This window comes from Butyrivibrio sp. WCD2001 (assembly GCF_000424485.1).
GTDB lineage: Bacteria > Bacillota > Clostridia > Lachnospirales > Lachnospiraceae > Butyrivibrio.
In genome coordinates this window covers 532,602-558,553 of record NZ_AUJZ01000001.1, presented here as the reverse complement: position 1 = coordinate 558,553, position 25,952 = coordinate 532,602, and the positions used below count along the sequence as shown (strand labels likewise).

The 25,952-nt window shown below is 40.4% G+C and carries 22 protein-coding genes and 1 pseudogene; 16 read left to right on the top strand and 7 right to left on the bottom strand.

Translation table 11 applies throughout. The features are described from left to right. Nucleotides 1-253 precede the first annotated feature (253 nt). The 4 genes from G630_RS0102405 (at nucleotide 254) to G630_RS0102390 (ending at nucleotide 3,986) form a co-directional block, all read left to right on the top strand. On the top strand, nucleotides 254-1,381 hold the full coding sequence (locus tag G630_RS0102405; RefSeq protein WP_026497623.1) for a pyridoxal phosphate-dependent aminotransferase: 1,128 nt from the start codon (nucleotides 254-256) through the stop codon (nucleotides 1,379-1,381). Nucleotides 1,382-1,503: 122 nt separating this feature from the next. Continuing rightward, nucleotides 1,504-2,430, top strand: coding sequence for an FKBP-type peptidyl-prolyl cis-trans isomerase (locus G630_RS0102400; RefSeq protein ID WP_022759778.1), 927 nt, complete (start codon nucleotides 1,504-1,506; stop codon nucleotides 2,428-2,430). A gap of 16 nt (nucleotides 2,431-2,446) precedes the next feature. Continuing rightward, on the top strand, nucleotides 2,447-2,671 hold the full coding sequence (locus G630_RS0102395; protein WP_026497622.1) for a hypothetical protein: 225 nt from the start codon (nucleotides 2,447-2,449) through the stop codon (nucleotides 2,669-2,671). Between the two features lie 37 nt (nucleotides 2,672-2,708). Beyond that, nucleotides 2,709-3,986 (top strand): O-acetylhomoserine aminocarboxypropyltransferase/cysteine synthase family protein, encoded by a 1,278-nt coding sequence (locus G630_RS0102390; RefSeq protein ID WP_026497621.1) that lies wholly within the window; start codon nucleotides 2,709-2,711, stop codon nucleotides 3,984-3,986. Nucleotides 3,987-4,029: 43 nt separating this feature from the next. Here G630_RS0102390 and G630_RS0102385 read toward each other — a convergent pair whose 3' ends face one another. After that, on the bottom strand, nucleotides 4,030-5,256 hold the full coding sequence (locus tag G630_RS0102385; RefSeq protein ID WP_044958417.1) for a ribonuclease H-like domain-containing protein: 1,227 nt from the start codon (nucleotides 5,254-5,256) through the stop codon (nucleotides 4,030-4,032). 255 nt (nucleotides 5,257-5,511) lie between these two features. On the opposite strand from G630_RS0102385, the gene rsxC reads away from it, so the two are divergent. The 6 genes and pseudogenes from rsxC (at nucleotide 5,512) to G630_RS0102355 (ending at nucleotide 10,810) form a co-directional block, all read left to right on the top strand. Then, on the top strand, nucleotides 5,512-6,828 hold the full coding sequence (rsxC, locus tag G630_RS0102380) for an electron transport complex subunit RsxC (protein WP_022759782.1): 1,317 nt from the start codon (nucleotides 5,512-5,514) through the stop codon (nucleotides 6,826-6,828). Nucleotides 6,829-6,844: 16 nt separating this feature from the next. Next, nucleotides 6,845-7,795 carry an RnfABCDGE type electron transport complex subunit D gene (locus tag G630_RS0102375; RefSeq protein WP_026497619.1) on the top strand — a complete coding sequence of 317 codons (951 nt, stop codon included), beginning with the start codon at nucleotides 6,845-6,847 and terminating at the stop codon, nucleotides 7,793-7,795. After that, entirely contained in the window at nucleotides 7,792-8,394 is a 603-nt protein-coding gene (locus tag G630_RS0102370) for an FMN-binding protein (protein WP_022759784.1), read from the top strand. The genes G630_RS0102375 and G630_RS0102370 overlap by 4 nt, the downstream gene beginning before the upstream one ends. Before the next feature lie 10 nt (nucleotides 8,395-8,404). Then, nucleotides 8,405-9,124: pseudogene (rsxE, locus tag G630_RS20400) on the top strand (electron transport complex subunit RsxE); the annotation flags it as partial. A 212-nt stretch (nucleotides 9,125-9,336) separates the two neighbouring features. Beyond that, nucleotides 9,337-9,924 (top strand): electron transport complex protein RnfA, encoded by a 588-nt coding sequence (locus tag G630_RS0102360; RefSeq protein WP_022759786.1) that lies wholly within the window; start codon nucleotides 9,337-9,339, stop codon nucleotides 9,922-9,924. An 88-nt stretch (nucleotides 9,925-10,012) separates the two neighbouring features. Continuing rightward, the gene (locus tag G630_RS0102355) at nucleotides 10,013-10,810 is read left to right on the top strand and encodes an RnfABCDGE type electron transport complex subunit B (RefSeq protein ID WP_022759787.1); all 798 of its coding nucleotides are present in this window, start codon (nucleotides 10,013-10,015) and stop codon (nucleotides 10,808-10,810) included. Nucleotides 10,811-11,275: 465 nt separating this feature from the next. Here G630_RS0102355 and G630_RS0102350 read toward each other — a convergent pair whose 3' ends face one another. The 3 genes from G630_RS0102350 to G630_RS0102340 form a co-directional block, all read right to left on the bottom strand. Continuing rightward, nucleotides 11,276-12,091, bottom strand: a complete 816-nt coding sequence (locus tag G630_RS0102350; protein ID WP_026497617.1) for a hypothetical protein — start codon at nucleotides 12,089-12,091, stop codon at nucleotides 11,276-11,278. A 316-nt stretch (nucleotides 12,092-12,407) separates the two neighbouring features. Then, a complete protein-coding gene (locus G630_RS0102345) occupies nucleotides 12,408-12,890 on the bottom strand; it encodes a hypothetical protein (protein WP_026497616.1) in 483 nt (160 codons plus the stop codon). A gap of 100 nt (nucleotides 12,891-12,990) precedes the next feature. Further along, complete coding sequence (locus tag G630_RS0102340; RefSeq protein WP_026497615.1) at nucleotides 12,991-13,791, bottom strand: DUF1624 domain-containing protein; 801 nt, start codon at nucleotides 13,789-13,791, stop codon at nucleotides 12,991-12,993. A 758-nt stretch (nucleotides 13,792-14,549) separates the two neighbouring features. On the opposite strand from G630_RS0102340, the gene pyk reads away from it, so the two are divergent. Next, nucleotides 14,550-15,965, top strand: coding sequence for a pyruvate kinase (gene pyk, locus G630_RS0102335; protein ID WP_022759791.1), 1,416 nt, complete (start codon nucleotides 14,550-14,552; stop codon nucleotides 15,963-15,965). Further along, on the top strand, nucleotides 15,965-17,122 hold the full coding sequence (locus tag G630_RS20395; protein WP_049946042.1) for an N-acetylmuramoyl-L-alanine amidase family protein: 1,158 nt from the start codon (nucleotides 15,965-15,967) through the stop codon (nucleotides 17,120-17,122). Before pyk ends, G630_RS20395 begins: the two co-directional genes overlap by 1 nt. A 46-nt stretch (nucleotides 17,123-17,168) precedes the next feature. Here the strand turns inward: G630_RS20395 and G630_RS0102325 are convergent, their stop codons facing one another. Genes G630_RS0102325 through G630_RS0102315 form a run of 3 tightly spaced genes read right to left on the bottom strand, consistent with a single transcriptional unit; the run spans nucleotide 17,169 to nucleotide 19,287 of the window. Further along, a complete protein-coding gene (locus G630_RS0102325; protein ID WP_026497614.1) occupies nucleotides 17,169-17,684 on the bottom strand; it encodes a DUF308 domain-containing protein in 516 nt (171 codons plus the stop codon). Nucleotides 17,685-17,687: 3 nt separating this feature from the next. Continuing rightward, nucleotides 17,688-18,794 carry a DUF6765 family protein gene (locus G630_RS0102320; protein ID WP_026497613.1) on the bottom strand — a complete coding sequence of 369 codons (1,107 nt, stop codon included), beginning with the start codon at nucleotides 18,792-18,794 and terminating at the stop codon, nucleotides 17,688-17,690. A gap of 1 nt (nucleotide 18,795) precedes the next feature. Beyond that, entirely contained in the window at nucleotides 18,796-19,287 is a 492-nt protein-coding gene (locus tag G630_RS0102315) for a hypothetical protein (protein ID WP_026497612.1), read from the bottom strand. 259 nt (nucleotides 19,288-19,546) lie between these two features. Between G630_RS0102315 and G630_RS23235 the strand changes: the two genes are divergently transcribed. The 4 genes from G630_RS23235 (at nucleotide 19,547) to pheS (ending at nucleotide 25,943) form a co-directional block, all read left to right on the top strand. After that, nucleotides 19,547-21,130, top strand: coding sequence for a BspA family leucine-rich repeat surface protein (locus tag G630_RS23235; RefSeq protein ID WP_026497611.1), 1,584 nt, complete (start codon nucleotides 19,547-19,549; stop codon nucleotides 21,128-21,130). A gap of 2 nt (nucleotides 21,131-21,132) precedes the next feature. After that, entirely contained in the window at nucleotides 21,133-22,752 is a 1,620-nt protein-coding gene (locus G630_RS23230) for a BspA family leucine-rich repeat surface protein (RefSeq protein ID WP_049946041.1), read from the top strand. A gap of 31 nt (nucleotides 22,753-22,783) precedes the next feature. Beyond that, nucleotides 22,784-24,601: a BspA family leucine-rich repeat surface protein gene (locus G630_RS25290; protein ID WP_026497610.1), complete on the top strand. Its 1,818-nt coding sequence runs from the start codon at nucleotides 22,784-22,786 to the stop codon at nucleotides 24,599-24,601. Between the two features lie 322 nt (nucleotides 24,602-24,923). Beyond that, nucleotides 24,924-25,943, top strand: a complete 1,020-nt coding sequence (pheS, locus tag G630_RS0102295; protein ID WP_026497609.1) for a phenylalanine--tRNA ligase subunit alpha — start codon at nucleotides 24,924-24,926, stop codon at nucleotides 25,941-25,943. Nucleotides 25,944-25,952 lie beyond the last annotated feature (9 nt).

The window sequence follows — 25,952 nt, the reverse complement described above, 5'->3', positions numbered from 1 at the left end:
TACTGCATATCACACATGAATTTACAAAATAACGAATATGTGCGCAATTGAGTAAAAGAACAAACGCAAATCAAAATATTTTTATCTTAATAATGATAATTCGTAAGTCAATTTTGAAAAAAATCGAAAATGGATTTACGGATTCCTGAAATCAAAGCAAAAAACAAAACATCAAGTAAGAATAATAATTAGGTAAATATTTAGTACCTAAGCAGTTGACATAAATAGTTGAAAAATGAAACAGGAGAAATAAGTGCTTCACGGCGGAGAAATATACGACAAAGAAATAGAATATGACTTTTCGGTAAATTTGAATCCCAATCCATGCCCGGATTCTGTTAGACAGGCATTGCAAGATGCTATAAGTGAGGTGGATCAATACCCGGATATAACGCAGAGAGAATTCAGGGAAAAGGTGGCAGAAGCAGAGAACAGATATATTGCAGAAGCGCATATTACCCCAGACATGATCATTGGAGGCAATGGGGCATCAGAACTTATACTTGCAATTATTCAGATGCTGCAGCCGAAAAAGGTCCTACTTCCCATACCAAGCTTTTATGGATACAGACATGCTTTGCATTCTCTGCAGGAAAACAGGGAATCTATCAAGAAAAACACATTTATAAATGAAGGTTGTTCAGCTTGGTCTAAAGGGTGTTCGCATGTTATCAGTGAATACACCTTACTGCCTGAAAACAATTTTGAATTGACGGAAGAAATAATTGACCATATTACAGAAGCAACGGACCTGGTTATTCTTGCAAATCCAAATAATCCTACAGGCAGATGCGTCGGCGAAAACATCCTCGAGAAAATCATAAGAAAATGCAATGAAACTCATACTAATCTGATAGTTGATGAATGCTTTTTGCACCTTTCAACAGGAGCGGCGAGCGCTGTAAAATATCTTGATAGATCAGATAACCTATATATTATTAACGCTTATACCAAGCTGTTCTCAATTCCCGGAGTGCGTATCGGATATGCTATTTCGAGCGAACAAAACATTTCAAGACTAAAACAGTGTTTGCCTGAGTGGAATATGTCTATATTCGCACAGAAGGCAGGGATAGCCTGCACAAACAGTTTGCTTGATACAAACTTCGAAGAAGAATCCAAAGCGCTGATTAAAGAAGAGAGAGAAAAACTCATAAAGGTTTTTTCTGAAAAAGGAATTAGAGTATATCCTTCCGATACAAATTATCTTCTTATCAAAAGTGATAACAATTTATATGAAAAATTATTATCAAAAGGAATTCTGATAAGAGACTGTTCAAACTTCAAAGGCCTTGAGGAAGGATTTTACAGAATTGCCATAAAGGATTCTTTATCGAATTGTGAACTGATGCATAATTGCAATAACTGCTTTTTCTCATAGAAATAATGTGCTTTTACTGTTATAATGTAGAAAGTTTTGAGTAAGTGTCGAACGTGATTATTGTTCGACGTTCTGTCGGGAATATACACGCTTGGCGGAACAAAGTTTTAGGAGGTAATACAATGAGAATTGCAGTAACTTATGACAACGGTGAAGTGTTTCAGCACTTTGGACATACAGAAGAGTTCAAGATCTATGAAATAGAGGATGGAAAAGTTAAGTCTTCGGAAGTAATCGGATCAAACGGACAGGGACATGGCGCCCTTGCAGGACTTCTTGGCAACAATGACATCGATGTACTTATCTGTGGAGGTATCGGTGGTGGCGCTAAGGCTGCTCTTGATGAATGCGGAATTGAGCTTTGCGCAGGAGCGCAGGGAAATGCTGATGAAGCGGTAGAGGCTTATCTTAGAGGAGAGCTTGAAAGCACAGGTGTAAACTGTGATCATCACGGCGAAGGACATACTTGCGGAGATCATCACGGTGAGGAACACTCCTGTGGTTCTCACGAAGAAGGTGGCCACTGCGGTAGCCATGGCTGCGGCGAAGAAGAGGAGTCTATGTGCGGACACGAAGGCGGCTGCGGCGGCTGCAGCGGATGTAGTTCTCAGCCTCCGATCGAGGGTAAAAATGTCGGTAAGATTTGCCGCACACATTACAAGGGCACATTTAATGACGGCACACAGTTTGATTCTTCCTATGACAGAGGTGAGCCTCTCCAGTTTATCTGTGGTTCAGGCATGATGATCCGCGGCTTTGACGAAGCTGTTGCAAATATGGAAGTAGGCGAGACTGTTGATGTACATCTTATGCCTGAAGAAGCTTATGGCGAGTTTGACCCTGAGGCTGTTTTCACTGTGGAAATCGCAGAGATGCCGGGATCAGAGGAACTTACCGTAGATCAGCAGGTTTATCTCCAGGATATGTACGGAAGACCGATTCCTGTGAAGGTTACAGCTAAGGATGAGAAGACTATCACTTTTGATGCTAACCATGAGATGGCGGGAAAAGAACTCAATTTCAAGATAGAGCTTGTTGAAGTAGTATAATTTCGGGTGTGAAAATATGCTGGATAAATTCATTATAATCGGGGCTACAACCCTGACACTGAGTGGTATTCTCGGTGCTATTCTTGTAATTTCCTGGCCGGATAATCAGGAGATTAAAATAAAAGAGTTAAAACTTAAGTGGAAGATCCCGCTTCTTATTGAGGCGCTTCTTGTTGTGGCTACATTGGTTCTTGCTATTCTTTCCATAATTTTCTGGTTTAAGGGCGGCAGAACACTTTGATATGTGAATAAATGAATTTTCTACATAAGGAGGAGTTATGAAAAATTACAAGTTAAACACTAAATGTGTTCAGGGAGGATATACTCCGACTAACGGAGAGCCCAGACAGATTCCGATTGTTCAGTCTACTACTTTTAAGTATGACACTAGCAGTGATATGGGAAAACTGTTTGATCTCGAGGCTTCCGGCTATTTTTATACAAGACTTCAGAACCCTACAAATGATTATGTAGCAGCAAAAATTGCTGAGCTTGAGGGTGGAACAGCAGCAATGCTCACTTCCTCAGGACAGGCAGCAAACTTTTTTGCACTGTTCAATATCTGTGAAGCGGGAGATCACATTGTATCCTCTGCTTCAATTTACGGCGGAACTTTTAATCTTATCGCTGTAACAATGGCAAAGATGGGAATCACGGTTACCTTTGTTGACCCTGATTGTACTGAGGAAGAGCTGAACGCTGCTTTTCAGGACAATACCAAGGTTGTATTTGGTGAGACAATAGCTAATCCTGCGCTCACTGTTTTGGATATCGAGAAATTCGCGAAGGCAGCACATGAGCACGGCGTTCCACTTATTGTAGACAATACATTCCCTACACCTGTTAACTGCAGACCTATTGAGTGGGGTGCAGATATTGTTACACATTCCACAACCAAGTATATGGATGGTCATGGAGCTGCAGTCGGCGGAGCTATTATTGATTCCGGAAAATTTGATTGGATGGCACATGCAGATAAATTTCCCGGACTCACAACACCCGATGAATCTTATCACGGAATTATTTATGCAGAGAAGTTTGGTAATGAAGGTGCTTTCATTACTAAGGCTACAACACAGCTTATGAGAGATCTCGGAAGTATCCAGTCCCCTCAACATGCATTCTACTTGAATCTCGGACTCGAGTCACTTCATGTTCGTATGCCTCGCCACGTTGAGAATGGAACAGCTGTTGCAGAGTTCCTTGAAAAGCATCCCAAGGTAGTTAAGGTCAACTATCCCGGACTTAAATCTGATCCTTATTACGACAGAGCTATGAAGTACATGGGTAACGGCGGATGCGGAGTTGTATCCTTCGAAATTGAAGGTGGAAGAGCTGCAGCCGAAGAATTTATGGGTAAATTAAAGCTTTGTGCTATTGAGACACATGTTGCAGATGCAAGAACCTGCTGCCTCAATCCGGCAACTTCAACACACAGACAGCTTACAGATGAGCAGCTCGAAGCAGCCGGAATTCCTGCTGGACTTATCAGAATCAGCTGCGGACTTGAAGATAAGGAAGACCTTATCGCAGACATCGAGCAGGCACTTCAATAAAAAGCCTTCCCCTCATCCGTCAGCGAAGCTGACGGATGAGGGGCTACGCATTCGCAATTATATGCCCCAGCACATGCACCGCATATAAGCTCATAGCGGCGCGGCTCTGTTTTAGTGCATCGGTCAATTCGAAATACATGGTCTTATCATTGTAGTCCCATTTGAAAACTGGTGAGAAAATGGCATCCCATTCCTTCAGATACTGCCCGGGTTTTCTGGTATAGCAGTTAGCTGCGGTTGCCTGAACCCTGTGAGTCTTGTCAACAAACTGTGCGACGGACTTATGCAGTGCCTGATCCTCAGCGGGAAGATAATAATAATCCTTGTAATTGTTATAGAAGAATTTTAGCTCGGCTTCAAGGAGCGGAATACGAAGAGTGGCAGTGTCGCCTTCAGCCTTGAAGTAGCAGCCTTTATAGGATGCACCTACAGAAGAAGGAAGCGTATCGGGAAGAGATATTTTCATAAGTATCTCTTCCTTTTTTGTTCCGTCAATGTCCTTATAATAGTTTGCCTGGACTTTCATTGCGCGAATAGGCAGGTCTATCACAGCATCGGGATTTTCGTTTTCAGAACCTTCATCTACCAGGAATCCTGTGCGAACCTCCGGGAATACCGAAGCATCTGTCTTGAAAAGAATAACCTTCTGGTTTATCAGCTTTTGGAAAAGATCGTGATAGTAAAGAGCAGGCAGTAGCGCAAACATACCGCGGACATCATCAGCGTTATGAAGCAGCAAAAGATCATAGGAGCGCTCACTCTGAGAAATAAGATAATCCTTGTATACACTTATAAGTTCGCCTCCGGTGTAGACATCTGTTCTGTCGATACCCAGGAATAACTCAATTGTTTTTTGTTTGCAGTCAGGGACTCCGAGAATGTTTTTATATGGAGAAACCCTCTTGTAAATATCAATGGATTTTGCGGTTTCGAGAGTGTCTTCGATATGGAACCTTTCGCATTTGAACTTGATAAAACGCAGATCAAATCTGTCACCGTTGAAATGTAACAGAACCTTAAAGTCCTTTGCAAATGCGAGGAACGCTTTTAAAAGTTCGTCTTCCTCACCGCGCTTATCGGCGAAGAACTGACGGAGCTGCCAGGTTCCTTCTTTGTAGTAAGCACAACCGATGAGATAAATGACACTGTTTTTCGGAGAAAGACCAGTGGTCTCTATATCTAAAAAAAGGATATCTGCAGGATTATCACAAATCCTGCTAAGCGGGTATCCATCTGCAGTATTTTCTATTTTTTCATTTACTATTTTCATACCAATACTCCGTAAAATTTTAGAAAAACTATAAACATTTTCATTGTAGCACACAAATAGTGAAAATAAATGAGTATATTTCTTATTAAAATCTGACTAATTCCAAATAATTGTAGTATAATAATTTCAGTATTTTTATTCGTTCAGAATAACATTATTTGGGGTGGGGGTGTTTTCTTTATATTTTTCCATTTTTAAGTAATATTTTTCTGGGCAAAAATTAGCCTTATATGGCAATAAAAGAAAGGGTAGGAAATGGCTAAATTAACTTTTGTGGGGGGAGTTCATCCTTACGAAGGCAAAGAGCTTTCTAAGGATAAGCCCATCAAGGAAGTCCTGCCAAAGGGTGATCTTGTCTATCCGATATCTCAGCATATCGGGGCACCTGCTAAGCCTATCGTTGAGAAGGGCGATCATGTACTGGTGGGACAGAAGATTGCTGAAGCAGGAGGCTTCGTCTCAGCACCAATCTATGCAACTGTATCAGGAACAGTCAAGGGAATTGAGAAGAGAAGACTGGCTACCGGCGGTATGTGCGACAGCATTATCGTTGAAAATGACGGTCTCTACGAGGAAGGCGAGATGCTTCCTACCAAACCCTTGGAGGAACTCACCACGCAGGAAAAGATTGACCTCATAAGAGAGGCCGGTGTTGTCGGAATGGGTGGTGCCGGATTCCCTACTGCTGTCAAATTATCTCCAAAAGAACCTGAAAAAATCGAGTATGTAATTGCAAACTGCTCTGAATGTGAGCCGTACCTTACCAGTGACTATCGTCGTATGGTTGAGGAACCCGAGCTCCTTCTCAGCGGTCTTAGAATTGCGGTTTCGCTTTTCCCGAATGCGCGAGGTATTCTTGCAATCGAGGATAACAAGCCGGATTGTATAGCAAAATTCCGTGAGCTTACCAAGGATGACGATAAGATCATGGTAAAAGCCCTTCAGACAAAATATCCTGAAGGTGCAGAGCGTATGCTCATATATGCGTGCACAAAGAGAGAGATCAATTCTTCAATGCTTCCCGCTGATGCAGGATGCATCGTAGATAATGTTGATACTCTGTGTGCGGTAAGCAGAGCTGTTACCGAGGGACGACCTCTGATGGAGAGAATAGTTACCATCACGGGAGATGCAGTAGCTGATCCCCGTAACTATAAGGTCAGAATCGGAACAAACTACAGAGAACTTCTGGATGACGCAGGCGGATTTGTAAGAACTCCGGCTAAGATCATTTCAGGCGGGCCCATGATGGGATTTGCACTGTTTGACCTTGATGTTCCCACAACCAAGACTGCTTCAGCGCTTACCTGTCTTACTGAGGATGCTGTTTCCGCAATTGAGCCCAGTGCCTGCATTAACTGTGCTAAATGTGTGGATGTATGTCCCGAGAGACTCATCCCGAAGAATCTTGCGGATGATGTTGAGAATGGTCAGGAAGAAAAATTCCTTGCCGAGTATGGTATGGAATGCTGCGAATGCGGATGCTGCAGTTATATCTGCCCCGCAAGAAGACAGCTTACTCAGCTGATCAAGGGTATGCGTAAGATTCAACTTGGAAAGAGGAAGAAGTAACAGAAAGGAAAAAACAATGAGCGATATGATGAAAGTTTCGTCAAATCCGCATGTTCGGTCCGGTGTGACAACTTCAAACATAATGATGTGGGTTGTCATCGCACTTCTTCCGGCTGCCGGTTTTGGCATTTATAATTTCGGTATCGACGCCCTGATAATACTTTTGATTTCGGTATTCTCTACTGTCGCTACCGAGTTCTGCTATGAAAAGATAATGAATAAGAAAATCACTATAGGTGATTTTTCTGCAGTTGTTACAGGTCTGCTCCTTGGAATGAACCTGCCTTGCACAGCTCCCTGGTGGCTTCCCATCGTCGGTGGCGTGTTTGCGATTCTTGTTGTAAAGATGCTCTTTGGAGGTCTTGGACAGAACTTCATGAATCCTGCCCTTGCTGCAAGATGCTTTTTGCTTATATCATTCCCGGCACTTATGACCAATTTTGCAACGGATACTTATACATCACCCACACCTCTTGCTGCTCTTAAGGCAGGAGAAGAGGTTACCGTTATCGATATGATCATTGGTAAAATCCCCGGTACAATCGGTGAGACATCAATGATTGCGATAGTGATAGGTGCATGTATTCTTATCATGCTTGGAATCATTGATTTAAAGATTCCCGGAACATACATTGCTTCCTTTGTACTGTTCGTTATCATTTTCGGAGGACATGGATTAAACGGAACATATATTTCCGCACAGCTTGCAGGTGGCGGACTTATGCTTGGTGCGTTTTTCATGGCTACCGACTATGTAACGAGTCCCATAACTACAAAAGGAAAATATATTTATGGCGTGTTCCTCGGAGTACTTACCGGAATTTTCCGTGTATTCGGAGCTTCCGCAGAGGGTGTTTCCTATGCAATCATCATCGGTAATCTGATCGTTCCGCTCATCGAGAAGTACACAATTCCGAGAGCCTTCGGTATCAGACCCGTAGAAAAGAAGGAGGAGAAAAAAGCATGACAGATGTAAAAACTATGCTGAAAAATGCACTCATTCTTTTCATAATCACTCTTGTTGCAGGTGTTTCTCTCGGATTTGTTTATCAGGTTACGAAGGATCCGATAGCATATCAGAATGAGCTTGCACAGATTAAAGCTAATCAGGCAGTTTTCCCTGATGCAGCTAATTTCGAGGATGTTGATCTTGATGAAGCTACAGCTGCTTCGGTACTCAGCGGCCCCGATTACAGCAAGATAGAGATCAATAGTGTGAAAAAAGCAGTTGACGGTTCCGGCAACGGTCTTGGATATGTCGTTCAGGTTACAAGCGGAGGATACGGAGATAAGATTGTCTTCACGGTTGGTATAACAAATGAATCCGTGGTTAACGGCATTTCACTTATTTCCATAAATGAGACTCCGGGTCTTGGAATGAATGCTGAGAAGGTACTTGTACCTCAGTTCCCGGGAAAACCGGCAACTCAGTTTTCTGTTACAAAAAATGCAGCTTCTTCAGATAGTGAGATAGCAGCTATTTCAGGTGCAACAATCACATCTAAAGCGGTTACTTACGGCGTAAATGCAGCTGTTGCATATTTCCAGGCTGCTCTTAACGGTTAAGGAGGTTCGTATGAGTGAAGAGAAAAAAGGAGCCTTGGGCTTTACACAGGACACTCCTATCGAGCGCTTCCTGAATGGACTTATAGTTGAGAACCCTACACTGGTTCTCATGATCGGAATGTGTCCCACGCTTGCAGTTACGACTTCCGCTATAAACGGCGTAACCATGGGACTTGCAACAACATTCGTTTTAGCACTCAGTAATGCGGTTATATCACTCCTTAGAAAAGTGATTCCGGATACCGTTCGTATCCCTGCATTCATCGTTGTAATTGCTTCGTTCGTTACACTGGTTCAGCTTGTTATGCAGGCTTATGTTCCGGTTATGTATCAGGCACTGGGCGTATATATTCCGCTTATCGTTGTTAACTGTATTATTTTTGGTAGAGCAGAGGCTTATGCTTCCAAACACAATGTTGTTCCTTCGTTTTTCGATGGAATAGGAATGGGACTTGGCTTTACCTGCGCTATCACAGTTATCGGTCTTTTCCGTGAGCTTATCGGCGGAGGCACAATGTTTGATGTACAGGTATTTGGCGAGGGCAGTGTTGTTCCCGGACCTGTAGGATATTTCTTCAGTCAGTATCAGCCGATTCGTATTTTCATTCAGCAGGCAGGTGCATTCATTGTTCTTGCAGTTCTGATTGCAATAATGAATCAGGTTAAGTTCAATCTGGAGAAGAAGGGCAAGGATACTTCCAAGTTTGGTGTCGGCGGTTGCTGTAGTGATGTGGAAATCAAGGATCCCAAGAAGGTTAAGGAAGAGCTTCTTGCAAAAGAGAAGGCAGAGGCAAAGGCTGAGGTTGTTAAGCCAATAGAAGCTAAAGCAGATGTGGTAAAGCCTTCCGATATCAAGGTTCCCGAGAAAGAGCCTGTAGTAGTTGGTAATGTATCGGAGCCACAGATCAAAGAAGTAATTGTTCCGGGAGAGGAGGATAAGAAATGACAGATACGATTATAGGACTTTTGTCCATTATGATTACAGCCTCTCTTGTTAACAACGTAGTACTTAGCCAGTTCCTCGGACTTTGTCCTTTCCTTGGAGTTTCAAGAAAAACAGAGACAGCTTTCGGTATGGGTATGGCGTGCGTTTTCGTTATTTCGCTTGCATCCCTTGTTACCAATGCAATTTACAAATTTATACTTTCACCACTCGATTTATCATTCCTGCAGACCATCGTTTTCATCATGGTTATAGCGATGCTGGTTCAGTTTGTTGAGATGTTCCTCAAAAAGTTTGTGGTATCTCTTTATCAGTCACTGGGTGTATATCTTCCCCTTATTACTACAAACTGTGCGGTTCTCGGTGTTGCGCTCAACAATGTAACAGACGGCTACAGCCTTCTTGAGAGTACAATCTGCGGCTTTGCTACAGCAGTTGGTTTTACGATTGCCATCGTAATTCTTGCAGGCATTCGTGAGAAGATTCAGTTTAATGACATTCCGAAGCCTTTCAGAGGAATGCCTACTGTACTTCTTGCATCTGCACTTATGGCGATAGCGTTTACAGGATTCTCAGCATTGAGGTGAGATAGCGATTCTGAATAAATCCTCTGCCTTCCCCTTGGGGGGAGGTGTCAGACGAAGTCTGACGGATGAGGGGAAAAAGGAGAAAATTATGATTAGTGGTGTACTCATTGCTACTGCAGTGGTTGCCGGTGTTGGTATTCTTATCGGAATAATCCTTGGCGTTGCCGACATGAAGCTGCATGTAGATGTAGATGAGAAAGAACAGGCTATTTTGGAAGCACTTCCCGGAAATAACTGTGGTGGATGCGGATTCCCCGGATGTTCGGGATGCGCTGCAGCTATCGCCAAGGGTGAAGCTCCGGTTTCACAGTGTCCGGTTGGAGGACCTCCGGTAGCTGCTGTTATATCAGGAATTATGGGAGTTGATGCGGGCGAAGCAAAGCGTATGGTGGCTTATGTCCACTGTGGCGGCGATTGCGAACAGGCAACTCAGAGATATGAATATTACGGAGCAGAAGACTGCCGAGTTATCAATCAGGTTCCCGGTGCCGGTCCCAAGACTTGTACCTTTGGATGTTTAGGCGGCGGAAGCTGTGTGAATGTGTGTCAGTTTGATGCTATTCATGTGGTAAACGGAATAGCAGTAGTAGATAAGGAAGCTTGTAAGGCCTGTGGCCAGTGTATCAACATCTGTCCCAGACACCTTATTGACCTTGTTCCCTACGATGCAACAGAGTCGGTTCGTTGTAAGTCAAATGATCCAGGCCAGGCAGTTAACAAATACTGTAAGGTCGGCTGTATCGCTTGCCACATCTGTGAGAAGAACTGTCCCGCAGGTGCAATTACCGTAGAGAACAACGTTGCCTCCATCGATCAGGATAAGTGTACACATTGTGGCCTCTGCGCGCAGAAGTGCCCGAAGAAGGCAATAGAGGTTATTTCCTGAATAAGTTTTTTAATTATCTGATTTGTTTACGGGCATGCCTTTACGGCATGCCCTTTTTGTGGCTATTTGTACCAAGATTACAATAGATTCCGAAATATATGGGTATGAGTAAACTAGACCTTTGCCAATAATGCTTGTAATTCACAAATATATTGGTATGATGAAATTGATGTATTACCAAGAAAAAGCTAGATATACCAATATATTGGTATAAACATAATTGTTAATTACCAATATATTTCGCAAATCTCAAATATTTTGGCTTGGTAACGAAATATTATTACCAAGATATCTTAAGAATTCGCATAATCTTGGTTTGATACTGATTTTTAATAACCTAGATTTTCTGAAAAAACTATATATCTTGGTACGATGACCCATTTTCACGACCAAGAAACAATAAATATAAAAAATATATAGGTACAAGTGTAATTTACGACAACCAAGATAATACGAAACAATGAATCAGGAAAAGTGAACCTTTATGAAGTTTTCAACTATCATAGAATTTAATGGCGACTTAGAATTCTCGTATGTTACCAATAGGTTCTTTCCTAATTGTATTCCTGATTTCTCGTAATCTCTGAACTTCAATATGTTGTTTTCAATATACTGAGGATTATCTAGCATTCCTAAATGCTCCCAATATACAATACTTCCGCTATGAGGATGCAGAATCGTAAAATCAGGATATCGGATTTCACCGTTGTGCAGTGAAACAGGGCACTCGTATTTATAAGGGATGCCATGTCTAAATAATGCATTAGCTATGATTTCCTCTGATTTTGATCGAACATGTTCGCCTCTTCTTGTCATATGTAAGGTATTATCTCCATCATTTTTCTTAGCAGTATAAGGTGAGTTTTGCCAGATATTAGAATAGTCATTTATTGTCATATCAGCGTAATCCAATGCATCTCTTAATTCGTCAGGAAAAGTAGCCACAATTGTGGCTGTTTTGCCGGGATTGCTATTGATGAATTTCTGAATGCCTTTAAGTTCTGCTTCTGCGGCGCTTACATATTTCTTGTCGTATTTTTTCTGAGCCAACGACCTAATTAATGGCATCTCTGACTTAGAAATATAGGTTCCTTTTATGTTATTCTTACCACCAAGATAATATTGGCTACAGTGCTTTTTCTTTACTATTCGAAGACTACCGGCGGGAGCACTTTTCAGACGTTTTTTACGAGTTGCAATTTCCTTTTTCAAAAATTCAGCTCTTTTTTTAAGAAATGGTATGAATTCATACTCCGGTACTATATTTTTACTTTTGTTCATTTTTTATATTGCAAAAAATAAAATAATTTTGCTTGATTTATTCCTTTCTCCCATGGCCTATGGGTGTATTTAGTTTCACATATCAACATGTCATAGTTGTGAAAATAATATGCTGAACGCATATCAATTATCGGATTGATAACGAATCATATATAACCATTAATTTGCATTCGTGTCAAGTGAGATGATTTGTGCAAGTTTAACAGTAGATTTTTACATGCATACTTTGAAAGCGACAAATAAAAATAAGCACAAGCTTATACTCTATAGTAAAAGCTGTGCTTATTCTCATTATTAATCATGCCTAAAATAATTATCATTTTTTACCACTAAATGGCTTGTTCGCGGCTATATAGCCATTACCGGATACACATTTTTGTATATCTTCAAATTTCTTATTATCCTTTACATAAACCTCATAGTTTCGTTCTCCTGTAAGAACAAGTTTTAACTTATTATCACCGGCTCTTGCAATGGACAGATTCCAGTCTTCACCGTCGTGAGTTATTTTAAGATTGATTTCTTCACTCGTCTTGGGCTTATCAAAAGTAAAATAGCCTCTAGTTGATTGGAGAATAGCGCTTAGTGCTGTAAGGTTGTCGCGACTTATCCTGTACTGTCCGTCAACGCCTTCACCAACGCATATATCTGCCTCATTGAAAAGGACAAACATATCTACTTTGAATTTGCGGAGCTTGTTTGACATTATAAGAATAACTGCGATCAATGCAATAGCTCCCACAAAAGCAACGGTAAAACCTATTGCAAACCCCATACCTGTAGTTTTTTCTTTTTTCATACCTTATGTCTCCTCCTAATGATGTAATATTCCCCTCTAAAAATTTATAATAGCGGCACCTTTTCGGAAGCCGAACTATAATAAATATAATCCAATTCTATCACAGCAGCATAGTAATTCCATATAATATCGGCTGATGCAGCATGTATATCAAAAGTGAATGTTTTCCAATCCAGGAAAAAGGCTGTATTTTTATTTGGAAATAGCTCTTGCTAAACCTCTTTTCAAGGATCCCATAGAGGAAATATCCTGTAAGGAAAAGGAAAAACCAGGGCATAATTGAAAAATAATCGGATGAAATAAAGCCCTCCTGCATAAATCCAAGATAAGTCAGATGCAAATTGGACATTCCGTCATTAAGTCCTCTTCCGTATAATGCATCAGGAAGAGCCAGTTTAAATACACCAAAATTCAATAATCCGACGTTGATTTTCTTTGTGATTGCAAATAATATGGCAGAAATAAAAAATCCCCATAGTGGATCAAACAGATGCTTGTTTTCTTTTGTGTGATTGGCATTATCGATGATTCCAAGCTTTTTTAGCAAAAAAATAACCAGTCCAAGAATAAGCATAGATGAGCCAAGGAGAGTTAACACCCCAATATAAACCGGATCCTCCGGCAAAACTATAAGCGTAACCGCTGTTACGATGAATCCACACAAGGATACAATAAGACCGTTTCTGATCGGCTGTCTCGCAAAATGCAGGCAAAAGCCGGATATCAATATAAAGCTCCAGCATATGCTCTGTTGCCACATATATGTCCCGCTGGTCCCGTACCATGGCATGTTGAATCCTTTAATAAACTTAAGATCCCAACAAAAATGATACAGTATCATACTGATTACAGTTATGCCTCTTATCGTATCTATTGATTCAAGTCGATTTTTGGTCTGCATTTTTTTTATTTCCCCCATCGTTTTTCTATTCATCTATGATAACACAGCTTTGGATAACTATGATTAGTTGAATATCAATATTTTGATTATTATTTATCAGATAAGAGGAGTAGTGTATCTTGGGGACAATTGTCTGAAGTATATCATTGGACTCAGGTACATTATTGATCTCAAGTCTTCTGGGATAAGGACCGCTTTATGAGCCTGAATATTTTATAAATTAGCATTATCTTGGTAATGCTTAATTGCACCTGTACCCATAAAAATTTAATATTAAAATATCTTGGTATTGAAAATAGGTTACAGTACCAAGATATACATGGAATTCGTGAAATTTGGGTGATGAAAAATCGATATCGTACCAAGAAATATGGAATTATATAAAAATCTTGGTATAAAAAAGTTATTACCGAACCAAGATATTTGAAATATATGAAAAATATTGGCTATTATCAATCCTGTTTATACCCAGAAAATGGGTAAATATGATATTTCTTGGTAATACAACGATTTCATCATACCAATAAAATTGTGAATTACTCGATATATTGGCATTGGCCATGCTCATGTATACCAAGATATCCTTATTTAATAAATAATCTTGGTAGGCAGTAATAAAATTGACGCTAGGGAAAATCTCATAAAAAATAAGAAGTTTTGTAATTTAATTTCTTTATTATAGTGGGTAGATAAAAAATATAAGATGTATTATATTTAGGGCATGCGTTTCGAAAATATATTTAATATAGGAGATTTTTATGAGAAAAACCAAAATTGTATGTACTATAGGTCCGGCAAGTGAATCAGAGGAGATGATTGCAGCTCTCTGCAAGGCAGGCATGAATGTTGCGCGTCTCAATTTTTCACACGGAGATCATAAAGAGCAGCTCACTAGAATAAAGAGAATCAAGAAAGTAAGACAGGAGCTTGGACTTCCCATCGCTATTCTTCTTGATACAAAGGGACCGGAGTACAGAATCGGAACCTTTAAGGATGGCAAGGTTAATCTTGAAGAAGGTAAAAAGTTCACCTTTACAACCGAGGATATAAAGGGAGACGACACCATCGTTTCAGTTAGCTATAAAAACCTTGCGAAGGAGCTTTACAAGGGCGACAGAATCCTTTTAAATAATGCACTTTTGGAGTTTAAGGTTCTTAGTACAGACGGAACAAGGATTGAGACAGAGGTTGTAACAGGCGGTGAGCTCTCGGATAAGAAGAGCATGAGCTTCCCCGGAAAACACATCAAGCAGGTTTACCTCTCAGAGCAGGATAAATCAGATATCCTTTTTGGTGTTGAGAACGATGTGGACTTCATTGCATGTTCCTTCGTTTCTGTAAAGCAGGATCTTGTGGATGTTCATAATTTCCTCAAGGCTAACGGCGGCGATGACAAGGTTCAGCTTATTGCGAAAATTGAAAACCAGTCAGGTTATGACAACATTGAAGATATCTGCAAGGAGTGTGACGGCATCATGGTTGCGCGAGGCGACATGGGTGTTGAGGTTCCGTTTGAACAGCTTCCTGCAATCCAGAAGGATCTTATCACAAAGTGTCGTATGCTCGGAAAGCGTGTAATTACTGCTACGGAAATGCTTGAGTCTATGATCCACAATCCGCGTCCCACAAGAGCTGAGACTTCTGACGTTGCAAACGCTGTATATGACGGAACAAGTGCAATTATGCTCTCAGGCGAGACAGCTGCAGGTGCTTATCCTGTTCAGGCGGTTGAGACCATGGCTAAGATTGCGGAGACAACCGAGCAGAATATACATTACAACAAGCGCTTCTACAACTATGATTTCATTATAAAAAGTGATGTGGATGCAATTTCTCATGCGACCTGCGGAATGGCTATAGACCTTGATGCCAAGGCGATTGTTGCCTGCACACTTTCAGGCCGTACCGCAAGAATGGTTTCAAGATTCCGTTCACCTGTTGATATAATCGGCCTTACTACCAATGAGAAGACTTGGAGATGGCTCTCACTTTCCTGGGCAGTTACACCCAAGATGTGTGATGTGTTCCCTTCAACGGATGTGCTTTTCTACAGTGCAAAGAAGGTTGCAATTGAAACCTTTGACCTTAAGGAAGGCGACAAGATAGTTATTACAGGTGGTGTTACAAACGGCGAATCAGGTAACACGAACCTTATCAAGATAGAGGATGTTTAATGAGTAAGAAAGCAAAAAGAGCAATTCCCTTTATAGCTTTAGGGGTAAGCTTTGTAGTGTTATTAACTGTAGTTGTTGCGGTTTTGCTTCGGGATCCCGTAGAGGTAAGAGAAAACTCAGGTGATGAGGCCGAGCAGGTTGTAGCACAGACAGAGACTGTAGATGCCGCTGAAAATGCAGCGGAGGATCCCGAGAGTTCAACTGATAATCAGACAGTAACAGAGGAATCTGCCGAAGTGCAGGGTGAAGGCGTAAATATAGAAAATTCCGAGGCAGACAAGGCGCAGGAGCAGACAAGCGCAGAGGAAGTTCAGAGCGAAACAGAAGATCAGGCAACAGCTGAAGATCCTCAAAATGTAAATGAGGAACAGACGAATGAAGCAGATGCTCAAAATTCAGATGATGCTAAGGATGCAGCTCAGGTAGAGTCATCTTCCGAAGATGCTCAGGTTGCAGGCGAGGAACAGGCAAATGCCGAGGAAGTACAGACTGAAACTGTGGCAGCTCCTGCTGAAACACCACATACTGGTGGTCACATCATATGTATCGATCCCGGACATCAGAATGGTGCAATGACGGATAAGGAGCCCAACGGACCCGGTTCAAGCACAATGAAAATGAAGGTTACCGGAGGAACTGCCGGAAAAACCACAGGCCTTGCAGAGTATCAGCTTGCGCTTACAATCGGACTCATGCTTAAGGATGAGCTCACAAGACGCGGATATACTGTTATTATGACAAGAGAATCCAACGATGTAAGGATAACCAATATTGAGAGAGCACAGATAGCAAATAATGCTGGCGCAGAAGCATTTGTAAGAATACATGCAAACGGTTCCGACGATACTTCTGTAAACGGAGCAATGACTATCTGTCAGACTCCTTCAAATCCTTATAATGCGAATATGTATTCTCAGTCAAGAAAGCTTTCGGATTGTGTACTGGATGCATATATTGCTGCGACAGGATTTAAGAAGCAGTATGTTTGGGAGACGGATACCATGACAGGTATCAACTGGGCGACTGTTCCATCAACCATTATCGAGATGGGCTATATGTCCAATCCTACAGACGATACCAATATGGCATCACCTGAGTATCAGCAGAAGATGATGCTTGGTATTGCAAACGGTATAGATAATTATTTTGCACAATAAATAAAAAGTACTGTCAGACTCGATTTACGAGAAGACAGTACTTTTTTTAAACATTTTTTCTAAGTGCCCCGACAAAACGAAATAGTGCGGAATATATGAGCCCGACGGAATATATAATTACAACCGTGTGAGTTTCTTTTATAAAGATTATACAGCAGGCTGCAAGAATCATATCGTATATTCCGTGTGCTAATTTAAGTTTAAAGGCTCCGCCATGGCTCCTGTTTTCCAGTGCCCGAAGAATTTCCACAAGTCCGGTAAAACTATGTAAAATTGCAAGATACAGAATAACATAGATACGGGGAATGTTGTTCAGCGTACAGGTGAGGTATCCGAAATCAGTGAAAATAACGCCCTTATAGAGCATATACTTTCCACCCAGCATATGACGTGCCATGGTGAAAAAATATATGAGGGTATTGATTCCATATATCAAAAGACCGGTGCCAAGTATAAGGACAATATACGAGTATCCATGCTCGGGATCTGACATGAGGTATATCGCTGCAGCAATCATAAGTATGGAAAATATGAAACTTTTGATTTTTTGAACTCTGGTCATATATTAGTGCCTCTTTATTTTCTTGGAGGAAAAACCTGCCAGGAAATTTCCTGATTTTTGAATCTCACTTTTTACCATCATTTTTTGATCTAAAGCAGCGTTCAGAAATTTTCCGAGAAATGTATGTTTCTTTTGCTCAATAAGAGCGCCTCGGTATTCATCCAGATATTTATTTATATCAAACTCTTCAATCTCCATGCCGGAGAGTTCCTCTCCGAAAGCTTTCCAGTCCGCGTTGGCGTTAAGCTGGCGCTTTTCGAGAATACCGCGAATCTTTTCTTTGTAATCGGCGATGGCTTCCGTATCATATTTTTCAAGCTCGAAAACATCATTACTTCCGCGGAGATACTTCATTGCATATATCATCTGGCAAAAAGCATTTATATAATCGGAAGGATTGTCTTTAAGTATTTCCGAATAATTTCCCCACATTGGCGTATATTTGTAACGCGCAAAGCTGTAATCCGGAAAATGACCGGCCCTTCCGTGTCCTAGATTCATTATGGAGTTTTCGTTTCCCTGATACAGAGAATTGGTGTAAAGTCCCTTTTCTATATCATCGGGAAGAGTTGCATTGTGCCTGAAGCTGATCTGCCGCTCAAAAAAACCGTCGCCATCAGGAATAAGCTCATAAAAATCATAGTTGGTGTTGTTTATTACAAGGGAAGGAGTGCCTGCAAAATATCTGTGAGCCCAGGTATCGGCAAGGATGTGCATGGCAATGCCCACCGCCTGGAGAGGTTTGTCCTTTGCAAGGTCTATAGTCTTGGAAACCAGTTCTCCGTTGGGACCGCAAATTAGTCTGTATTTGTTTTTATACCTTTTTGAAGCCCACTTTTTTTCTGCATACAGATCATAGGGCAAGAAGTGAAAAGAAGTCCAAATTCCTGTGATTTTCTGTAACCCCAGTATATCGGTGGGCATATCCATGAGCTCAAGATTAAGCTGTGTTGTGGCATACTTATCAGGCACCATTATCCTTGACAGGAAAGCTGCCGTGCATTCATCTACAAACTGGGCACTGTAACAGATATCCATACATTCTTCATGGGTATAACCCGCAAGAAATGCGGCACAGTAGGTTGCGTAATAATGAAAATCAAGCTGCATATCACATCCTCCCCAGTTGTTTTTTTGTTTTTGCCGAAAGGAAATATGATACGAACATATCGAGAATAGCGAAGCAAAAAGCAACATCAGTTAAGAATGAAGCAATGGTAGTATCATTCGGGTCTGAGCTGGTTTCGATAAAAAATCTATTAAAACCGGAAAAGGTCAGAATCAGTGCAAAAAAAGCCCAAAAAAGGAAAGCTTTCTTGTTCTTTTTTCCACGACCTACAAGAATGGCACAGCCTCCAACATAAAGGTGCCATAAAAGAATCAGGATAATAACAAGGACTAAGATACCTGTTACTATTCCTTTCATAAAAGGAATTTCAGTATTACCGCCGGTAACAAATTCAAAGAAATCAATGTCTCCGAAAGCAATTTCTTCGATAGCCTTTATGATAGTCCAAATACCAAAAATAATAACGCCTACCCCGCTTATAACAAGTCCGTTATTATATTTCCGAAGGCGTCTTTCCAATTCTGTTTTGTCCATTTTTATACCCCTGGTAAGAAAAGTGTAAAATTTAAAATAGGTATTTACCTACTTAATATAATTTTAACTTAGCAATATTCTTTTTACAACGCTCAGAATAATTGTAACTTTTGAATATGTGATAATGGAAGATGATTAAATGATGAAAAAATAATACTAAACAATTTTCATATTGATAAAGGCAGTCAGGAATTGGTAAAATAAAGAACTAAGGAGTGCCTTCTGTTGGCATGAAGAAAGTTAAAAGGGGACATTTTAAATGAAGAGGAAATTGGGGAATCTGTTATTCGTCATCACAGCTCTGCTGTGTTTTTTTGTATTATCCGGAAATTCTTCCATACTATCAAAAGCAGCTGAAACGAAAACTGCAACAGTGAACGGAACTCTTTTGGAAGGAGAGTCTTTCTGTGCTGCAGTTAAGAATCTTGCTAACGGTAAGACCTGGATGCAATACAACACTACAGATAATAAGGTTACGAAGATTGTTTTTGTATCTAAAACACCTACAGGTCAAAAGGGCAGCAAATCTGTCGGGACAGGTGTTACAGCTTATTATGACGGAAAGGGCGTTGTTTCCGTATACAGTGCTGCTGAGAAAATAATCTTTCCGGAAAATTCCGCATATATGTTTTCTTATTATGCAAACCTTGCACAGATTGATTTTGGAAACGGCAGAATAAATACATCAAATGCAGTCAAAATGTCCGGCATGTTTAGTGGCGATACCAGTTTAAAGACTGTTAACTTCGGGAATTTTAATACAAAGAATGCCTATGATATGAGCTGGATGTTTGGAGGCTGTAAAAATCTTACAGACCTTGATCTTAGCAGCTTTGAGTCTGATAAAGTTTATTCTACGGAAGGCATGTTTACAGGTTGTGACATGCTTAAAAAAGTAACCTTCAAAAAATTCAATGTAAAATGCATAGGAACTATGGAAAGCATGTTCGCAAATTGCAAAAGTCTTGAAAGCATTGACTTAAGTTGTTTTGGCCCTTCTGAGGTTGTGAGAATCAAGAATATGTTTAATTCTTGTGATTCTTTGAAGAGTATCCTTATCCCTAATTTTAGTGCGACAAATGTCTGCGATGCTGAAGGTATGTTCGCTAATTGTCCCAACCTTGAATATATAGATATGAGAAGTCTTGATCTGTCTGCTGCAGCAATTACTGATTCAATGCTTTACGGATGTTACAACTTAAAAGCGGTTATGACACCTAAGGCAACTAAAGGATTCATGGATTTCCCTTCTTTAATGGTTATTGATAATAACTCTGATGGAAAACCGGATGTTGCAGGCACTTATCATAAAAATCCGGTATCAAACAATATTAATAGAATGATTCCATTTGACGAAAACACCATGACCTATGCACCCGCATTGGACACCCCTCAGGATGAACCTGATGAAACTGTAAATGAAACCGTAAATGAAAATGTGTATGGGGAAAAGGAGATTACAGTTAAAGGCATAACTTATCGCTTTGAAAGTGATGGAAGTGCGGTAGTTACGAAAATTAAAGCAAAGGGGAAGGTGTCAATAAACAAAGTTACTTATGAAAAGATGACACACCCGGTAAGAAAGATTGAAACAGGCGCTTGCAAAGGGAATAAAAAAATCAAATCACTTACCATTGGAAAGAATGTAACTTCAATTGGAAAGGATGCGTTTAAAGGCTGTAAAAAATTAAAGAAGATATCTATAGATGCAAATAAATCCCTGAAGATCGAGAAAAATGCGTTTAAAAAGATTGCAAAGAAGGCAACGATTTCTGTAAAGGGTATTAAAGGTAAGAAGAAATCCAAACTTGTAAAAGCAATCAGGAAGCAGATAGGGGCGTGAGTATGAAAAGTATAAAGAATGCATTTATAATCGCCGCAGGATTTTTGTTAATACTTTGTATGACTGCATTAAACTGCGAGGCAAGAGATTACTCCACCGAGACCGGTACGATCAACAACATGAGCACTATAAAGAGTAAATTGGCAGGAGAGGTGACTTATAAAGTCTCATCAGGCAATAGTGTGCAGACACACATAAATAAAACTGTAAAGAAGATGATTTTCATAACAAATGCCGATGTTACTCCTTATAAGAACTTACCAAGTACTTCTGTAGGAAATGGTGTATCCGCATATTATGATGCAAATGATGGAACAGTATATATTTGTACAACAGCGGCTAAGATTTTTTTTGATCAGCCGGAGGGTACCTTTGCGGAGTACAGAGCACTTGAGGAAATTGATTTTTCAAAGGCTAATGTCTGCTTTTCAAAAAATGCTGATTCCACAAAGAATATGTTTCACAACTGCCAAAAGCTTAAATATGTTGACCTTAGCAGTTGTGATACATCGAATGTAACCGATATGTCCTCCATGTTCGAGGGCTGCGAATACTTAAAAAGTGTTAAGCTTGGAAATTTCAAAACCTCTAAGGTTACTACTTTCCAAAGAATGTTCTACGGATGTGAGAGATTGGAGAATCTGACGCTTAGAAGCTTTGATACTTCAAATGCCAGTGACATGAGAGGAATGTTTGGAAAATGCAGAAACCTTAAAGAACTGGATGTTTCAACATTCGATACTTCCGCAGTAATGTATATGGGGTATATGTTTGGACAGTGTAACGGTCTTACAGCTTTGAATCTCAGCTCCTTCGATACCAAGGCAGTATTAAACATGGGATCAATGTTTGAAGGCTGTGAGAATCTTGGGTCATTGGATCTGTCTTCATTTGATGTGAGCAGTGCGACTTATCTTAATGCGATGTTCTACGGATGTCGCAGCCTTAAGTATCTGAACCTGAGCTCTTTTGAGCTTTCGCAGAATGCAATTACAGGTGCGGGATTCCTGAAGGGCTGTAAAGCAATTACTATTCTTGATGCACCGAAGAAGGTTGCAAAAGAGATTGATCTTCCAATCGAATATTATATTGACAATAATAAAGATGGAAATCCTGATACAAAGACAAAATATTCTAAAATGGCGGTTGCAAGTACAAGTAACAGATACATATTCTGGGTAGAAAAGCCCGTTGTAGCGCCTAAAAAGACTCCGACTATAACCAAGGTACACTCATTTGGTATCGACTATGATATACATCCGGATGGAAGAGTAGTCGTAACAAAGATAAGTGTCCTGGAAAATGTAGCTATAGATACTGTTAAAGCAAAGGGTGTGAGATACCCCGTAACAGAGATAGCGGATGGCGCATGCAAAGGAAACAAAAATATTCAGACTATAGAAATCGGTTCCTCAGTGAAGTCTATCGGTAACAGTGCATTTTATGGATGTAAAAACCTTAAGAAGGTAACGATAAATGCAAATAATAATTTGCACATAGGCTCACATGCTTTTAAAAAGATGAGCAGAAAGACCGTGATACAAGTAAAGGGCATCAAGGGAAAGGCAAAGAAACAGCTTGTAAAGACGATTAAAAAGAATACAAATGCTAAGGTAAGATGACCTTTATGAAGGAAATACGGGGAAATAAGGTATGAAAAAGATATTTAGATATATGATGTTTGTCTTTGCTGTTTTATTTGCACTTGCTCTTACGCCAAAGACAGCTTTAGCGGCAAGTAAAACTACCGGACAGCTCTATAATGGGACAACCTTTAATAAAAAAATCAAGAAGATTACGGTTGGCGAAGAGGATATCAGCTATATTGCCAGTGGTGTTAAGAAAATTATTTTTACAAGAGATAGTAAAACGTATCAGGCATTAAAAAATAGAACAGTAGCTTTACCTAAGGAAACAGTTGGAAGCGGCGCTACTGCTTATTATGATGCAGCGGAAGGTACTGTTTATGTTTACTCAGCAAATCAAATGATTTTTGACACCGACTGCAGCAACATGTTCACCGGTTTTGATAATCTGGAAACTATTACATATGATAAGCTATCAAGCGTTAATGTAACTAAGGTTTCAAGAATGAAGAATATGTTTGACTTCTGCAAAAAGCTGACCTATTTTGACGCAAAGATGTTCAAGGGAATCAAAGCGACAAATGTATATGGAATGTTTGCAGGATGTCAGTCTTTAAAAAGTATTGATCTTAGCGGGATTGATTTGAGTTCTGTAACAGACTTATCCTACATCTTTGAAGGTTGCAGTAATCTTGAATATATAAGCTGGAAAAAATTTGATACATCTAAAGTTACAACGATGAAAGGCGTATATCGCGGCTGCAAGTCAATTAAAACCATAGTCTTTCCTGATTGGTTTACGATGCCAAATGTAACAGATATGATGTTCTGTTTTGATGGCTGCTTAAGTCTTGTGTCTGTTGATTTCGGAAAAATGACCGCAGCAAAAGTAACCAATATGCAGCAGATGTTTGATGGCTGTACATCCTTAAAGTCGATCACCCTGTCAAAGCTTAATACAGCTAAGGTGAAAGATATGTCATGGATGTTTGCGGGTTGTACAAGCCTTGAATCTGCTGACCTTCATACTTTTAATATATCAAATGTTACCGATATGGGACACATGTTTAAAGGGTGCACAGGCTTGAAAACAGTCAATTTAAGCGGCCTTGATATAAGAAAAGTTGAATCGGTTGCTGAAATGTTTTGCGGCTGCAGCTCCTTGGAATCACTGGATTTAAAAGATTTGGACTTTTCTACAGTTTGCAGTAAAACCTATTATGCTGATTTGATTTTAGGGTGCGATAATTTAAAAGTACTTACATCACCTAAAAATGTCACCAAGGCTATACCGCTTAAGGCGACCTTTGCTCTTGATGATAATAAAGATGGCAAGCCGGATACTGCTGAAAAATACAAAGTATTTCCTATATCAAAGACAAGCCACAGATATATCAGGATATCTGATGAGAAGCAGACGGGAGATTACAGCGGATCTCAGGAATACCAAAATGATACGGTTGTAGAATCCAAGCCTGTCGATAAGACTGTAAAAGTGGGCAGCAATACCTATATAATTCATCCGGACGGAACTGCTACGGTAACTAAGATCGCAGCTAAAGGAAAAGTAAAAATAGACGAAGTAAAAGCTTTCGGAGCTAAGTATCCTGTAACAAAAATTGCAGATAGTGCAGCAAAGGGAAATAAAAAGATTAAGTCCCTTACCATTGGTTCAAAAGTGACATCTATTGGTAAAAACTCATTTAAGGGCTGCAAAAAACTCAAGAAAGTAACAATTACAGCCAATAAGAATCTTAAGGTTGGAAAAGGTGCTTTCAAAAAGCTTCCCAAGAGGGCTGTGATTCATGTCAAAGGAATCAAAGGCCATGCTAAGAAGAAGCTCATTAAGGCAATAAAGAAGCAAACAAATGCAACTGTTTCTTGACTTTTCATTACATGATAGTTAAACTAGTTTGCAGAGCGTTGAAGATGTGGGGCGTGCCCCAAGATGTTCTGTTTTCCATAACAGAGAAACTGGTCGGCGGCTGAGAGCCAGTTTGGTAAAGACAGTTCGGAATTTTCGCATCGGAGCTACAATTTCATTAAGAATTAAGCGTCTGTCATTTGATGACAGGAATCAGGGTGGTACCGCGGATTATATTCGTCCCTTACATCGTTTTTGATGTAAGGGACTTTTTATTGGTATTTAGAAAAAGTTCCTTAGATAAAACGATATCAGAACTTCATTTTTAAGGAGGATTCACATGATAAAAGAACAATTGGAAAAAATCAGGGAGAGCGCGCTTAAGCAGATCGGCGAGACAGATGGCCTCGATATGCTTAATGATATTCGTGTTAATTTCCTTGGAAAAAAGGGTGAGCTTACAAGCATCCTTAAGAGCATGAAGGATGTTGCTCCCGAGGACAGACCTAAGGTTGGTCAGATGGTTAACGAGGTTCGCGAGGAGATTGAGAAGAGCCTTGAAGCTACCAAGAAGAAGATGGAAGCAGCTGTTCGCGAAGCTAAGCTTGCCAGCGAAACCATCGATGTAACTCTTCCTGCAAAGAAGAATAACGTAGGACATCGTCATCCCAACACAATTACACTTGAGGATGTTGAGAACGTATTTATTGGAATGGGCTACGAAGTTGCTGAAGGTCCCGAGGTTGAGAAGGATTACTACAACTTTGAAGCACTCAATATTCCTGCAGATCACCCTGCAAAGGATGAGCAGGATACTTTCTATATCAGCGGAGATCTGCTTCTTCGTACACAGACCTCATCTACACAGGTACATGAGATGGAGAAGGGCAAGCTTCCTATTAAGATGATTGCTCCCGGTCGTGTTTTCAGAGCAGACGAAGTTGACGCAACACACAGTCCCAGCTTCCACCAGATTGAGGGACTTGTTATTGATAAGGACATCACATTTGCAGACCTTAAGGGAACACTTGCTGAGTTTGCAAAGGAAATCTTCGGCGAGGATGTTAAGGTTAAGTTCAGACCTCATCACTTCCCGTTCACAGAGCCCTCTGCAGAGATGGACGTAAGCTGCTTCAAGTGCGGCGGTAAGGGCTGCCGTTTCTGTAAGGGTGAAGGCTGGATCGAGATCCTCGGTTGCGGTATGGTTCATCCTCACGTTCTTGAGATGAGCGGAATCGACCCTAATGAGTACACAGGCTTCGCATTTGGACTCGGACTTGAGCGTATCGCAGTTCTTAAGTACGAAATCGACGACATGAGACTTCTGTACGAGAACGACATTCGATTCTTAGAACAGTTTTAACTTAAATAG

Excerpts from the sequence above, each read along its gene's own strand:
- G630_RS23230 (WP_049946041.1), top strand. The coding sequence starts at position 21,133 with ATGAAAAGTATAAAGAATGCATTTATAATCGCCGCAGGATTTTTGTTA.
- G630_RS0102360 (WP_022759786.1), top strand. The coding sequence starts at position 9,337 with ATGACAGATACGATTATAGGACTTTTGTCCATTATGATTACAGCCTCT.
- G630_RS0102400 (WP_022759778.1), top strand. The coding sequence starts at position 1,504 with ATGAGAATTGCAGTAACTTATGACAACGGTGAAGTGTTTCAGCACTTT.
- G630_RS0102390 (WP_026497621.1), top strand. The coding sequence starts at position 2,709 with ATGAAAAATTACAAGTTAAACACTAAATGTGTTCAGGGAGGATATACT.
- G630_RS0102320 (WP_026497613.1), bottom strand. The coding sequence starts at position 18,794 with ATGCAGCTTGATTTTCATTATTACGCAACCTACTGTGCCGCATTTCTT.
- G630_RS0102370 (WP_022759784.1), top strand. The coding sequence starts at position 7,792 with ATGACAGATGTAAAAACTATGCTGAAAAATGCACTCATTCTTTTCATA.
- rsxC (WP_022759782.1), top strand. The coding sequence starts at position 5,512 with ATGGCTAAATTAACTTTTGTGGGGGGAGTTCATCCTTACGAAGGCAAA.
- G630_RS0102345 (WP_026497616.1), bottom strand. The coding sequence starts at position 12,890 with ATGAAAAAAGAAAAAACTACAGGTATGGGGTTTGCAATAGGTTTTACC.
- G630_RS0102340 (WP_026497615.1), bottom strand. The coding sequence starts at position 13,791 with ATGCAGACCAAAAATCGACTTGAATCAATAGATACGATAAGAGGCATA.
- G630_RS0102375 (WP_026497619.1), top strand. The coding sequence starts at position 6,845 with ATGAGCGATATGATGAAAGTTTCGTCAAATCCGCATGTTCGGTCCGGT.
- G630_RS23235 (WP_026497611.1), top strand. The coding sequence starts at position 19,547 with ATGAAGAGGAAATTGGGGAATCTGTTATTCGTCATCACAGCTCTGCTG.
- G630_RS0102355 (WP_022759787.1), top strand. The coding sequence starts at position 10,013 with ATGATTAGTGGTGTACTCATTGCTACTGCAGTGGTTGCCGGTGTTGGT.
- G630_RS0102325 (WP_026497614.1), bottom strand. The coding sequence starts at position 17,684 with ATGACCAGAGTTCAAAAAATCAAAAGTTTCATATTTTCCATACTTATG.
- G630_RS25290 (WP_026497610.1), top strand. The coding sequence starts at position 22,784 with ATGAAAAAGATATTTAGATATATGATGTTTGTCTTTGCTGTTTTATTT.
- G630_RS0102395 (WP_026497622.1), top strand. The coding sequence starts at position 2,447 with ATGCTGGATAAATTCATTATAATCGGGGCTACAACCCTGACACTGAGT.
- pyk (WP_022759791.1), top strand. The coding sequence starts at position 14,550 with ATGAGAAAAACCAAAATTGTATGTACTATAGGTCCGGCAAGTGAATCA.
- G630_RS0102385 (WP_044958417.1), bottom strand. The coding sequence starts at position 5,256 with ATGAAAATAGTAAATGAAAAAATAGAAAATACTGCAGATGGATACCCG.
- G630_RS0102350 (WP_026497617.1), bottom strand. The coding sequence starts at position 12,091 with ATGAACAAAAGTAAAAATATAGTACCGGAGTATGAATTCATACCATTT.
- G630_RS0102315 (WP_026497612.1), bottom strand. The coding sequence starts at position 19,287 with ATGGACAAAACAGAATTGGAAAGACGCCTTCGGAAATATAATAACGGA.
- G630_RS20395 (WP_049946042.1), top strand. The coding sequence starts at position 15,965 with ATGAGTAAGAAAGCAAAAAGAGCAATTCCCTTTATAGCTTTAGGGGTA.